This window comes from Rheinheimera gaetbuli (genome assembly GCF_054781935.1).
On the sequence record NZ_BAAGTL010000011.1, the window covers coordinates 1 to 3,086 of the forward strand.

Below are 3,086 nucleotides of genomic sequence, written 5' to 3' on the forward strand. Positions count from 1 at the left end.
TGAGCAGCCGGCATCTGGCGTATGTGATTTATACCTCAGGGTCGACAGGGCAACCCAAAGGGGTGATGGTGGAGCATCAGGGGGTAAGTAATTACCTGAATTATATTAGCAGCAGCTATTTCCCCTATGTGTCGGGCAGCATCGTGAGCTCTCCTTTGGCATTTGATGCGACGGTTACCAGTTTACTCGGCCCTTTGGTGGCAGGTAAGTGGCTGAAGCTACTGACTCAGAACAATGAGGAAATCGAGCAACTGGCCGCGAGCCTGAAGGAGGCGAGCGAACCGATGCTGCTGAAAATAACCCCGGCCCATCTGGAAGGCTTGGCTTACCGGCTTGGAGAAGAGGTGGTGAGCGAACAGGCCCACTGGTTAATCGTAGGAGGCGATGCGCTGCATGCGCCATTGGCTCGTTTGTGGAAAGAAACACTCTTACCGGGCTCTACGATAGTGAATGAGTATGGCCCAACAGAGACAGTGGTGGGGTGTTCGGTTTTTAAGATATCCGGCAATGAGTCTGTGAGTCATGACCATGGTTCAGTATCCATAGGACATGCGATAGACAATACCCAGTTACTGGTATTGGGCAGTCATCAGCAACCGGTAGGAGTGGGTGTGGCCGGAGAGCTGTATATAGGCGGAGCAGGCTTGGTGAGGGGGTACCTGAACAAGGAAGAGCTTACGGCGGAGAAGTTTATCGCTAACCCTTATTATGATACAGCCAGAGCGGGTAGCAGTGAGCGCTTGTATAGGACAGGTGACCTGGTGCGTCGTTTGGCGGATGGCAATCTGGAGTTTTTGGGTCGCATTGACCATCAGGTGAAGATCCGGGGTTACCGGATTGAGCTGGGAGAAATAGAGCAGCTTTTGTTGGGGCATAGTCAGGTGTTGGACGCAGTGGTCGTGGCGAGGGTGTCCGGCAAGAGTGATAAGCAATTGGTTGCTTATGTCAGCAATGGTAGCAAAGCGGAAGAAGACAAAGTCCATCAGCGTTTGGTTGAAGAACTGAAGGCAGATCTCAAGGGCAGATTACCTGAGTATATGGTGCCGGGAGTCTTTGTGGTACTGGAGAAGCTGCCGCTGACCCCGAATGGCAAGGTTGACCGTAAGGCCTTGCCGGAGCCGGATATGTCCAGCCTCCAGGCAGAGTATGTGGCACCACGTAACGAAGTTGAATTGGTCATATGTAAAATCTGGCAGGAAGTACTGGGTGTAGAGCGGGTAGGTATCCATGACAACTTCTTTGAATTGGGAGGACATTCACTGCTGGTGATGCAGGTGATTTCCAGACTACAACAAGCTGGTATAGCCATGACGGCGCGTCAGTTATTTTCTACTGCAACGTTAGAGATGATTGCATCACAGATAGCAACGGAAGACATGATAGCGAGCATTCAGTTGGATGAGGAAGACTCTTTTGCGGATAACGAAGTTGAGCTATCGCTATGATAAATGTAACTAACTTGATAAAAGACTTGAAGAAGAAGGGCGTTAAAGTCGGGGTAAAAGATAATACCGAACTGGTAATTAGGGGGGCCAGGGAAAATCTGACACCAGAGCTCATAGCGCAGATAAAAACGTCAAAACTGGCATTGATAAACGTATTGCGCGAGAAGTCGGGGAAAAGCTTCAATTCTGATATTCTCAAGGCAGATCGCACAGCTAGGCTCCCTCTATCATACTCGCAAAAACGTTTATGGTTTTTGGATCAGATTGATGGTGCTAGTGCTCAATATAATATTCCCTGTGCTTTGGAGTTGACAGGGAAGCTTGACCAGGAGGCACTGTTCAAAGCATTTAATACTATTGTCAACCGGCATGAAATACTTCGTACCCGCTTTGCTAAAGACGAACAGGATAAGCCATATCAGGTGATCCAACCGTACAGCAGTCTTAACATTGATGTACTTGACTTCTCGCTGCTTAAGGAAATGGCTCTGGAGGCGTCCATACGTGAGCAAATTCGGAAAGAGGCAGAGGCTGACTTTGACTTAAGTGTTGATTTAATGCTGAGAGTTACATTAATTAAAAAAGCTCAACAGGTGCATATACTCCTTGTGACCTTGCACCATATAGCAGCAGATGGCTGGTCTATGGAGATTTTACTCAGAGAGTTCAGTGCGCTTTACCAAGCATTTACCCAAGGGCAGCCGAATACCTTACCTGAGTTGACCGTGCAATATGCTGATTTTGCCATTTGGCAAAAAGAGGGCTTAGTGGGCGATACGCTAAACCAGAGCTTGTTCTATTGGCAGGGTAAGCTGGATGGCATTGACCCTGTGCATGGCGTGCCCCTCGATGGTGTCAGAAGTGCACAGCGTGATTACCAAGGGGGTGTTTTTCTGCAGGTGATTGACAGTACGTTGCTTGATAAATTGGATGAACTTGCCCAACAACAAGAAGTCACGCGTTTTATGTTGTTGGAAACCTGCCTAGCTCTTTTGATTAGCCTTCATAGCCAAAAACAGGATGTAGTTATTGGCAGTCCCATTTCTGTGCGGTGTCATCCTAAATTAGAACCGTTAATTGGATTTTTTATCAATAACTTGGCATTACGCACTCAGTGCCTGCCGGGCATGAGCTTTATTGACTTATTGCAGCAAAATAAATGCAGTATTCTTGATGCGTTTGAGCATCAAAATGTACCTTTCGACTTGCTGGTTGAAAAGTTAAACCCAATACGCAACCTAAACCATGAGCCAATCTTTCAAATTGTCTTTGGGTTAAACGAAACTGCCCAAATGAATTTTACTATACCGGGCCTAAACGTTGAGGTGTTGTCGCAGGAAGGAACTAAAGCGAAAGTCGATTTGGAGTTGGCTGTTACTCCGATAAGTGATGGGCTTCAGGTTAACTGGACATACGATACGAGTCTCTTTGCTAAAGAGAGTATTTCTCATTTGGCCGCTAGCTATATTGAACTGTTGCGCTGTATCTGTACACAACCAGAAAGTGATATTCATCAATTGTCATTATCGTGTCCTGAACAGCAGAGCACGCTCAAGCAATGGAGTTCGGGAGGGGCGTCTCTGGCGACAGCACAGGAGCACTGGTTGTGTGCGTTTGAGCGTCATGCTGAATTATCGGCCG

1 protein-coding gene and 1 pseudogene are annotated in these 3,086 nt (G+C 47.5%); both read left to right on the forward strand.

Translation table 11 applies throughout. From position 1 onward, the window contains the following. Positions 1 to 1,298 (forward strand): annotated as a pseudogene (locus ACYVIC_RS10675) (non-ribosomal peptide synthetase); the annotation flags it as partial. 143 nt (positions 1,299 to 1,441) lie between these two features. Next, the coding region (locus ACYVIC_RS10680) for a condensation domain-containing protein (protein WP_460859765.1) at positions 1,442 to 3,086 on the forward strand (1,645 nt) is incomplete at its 3' end.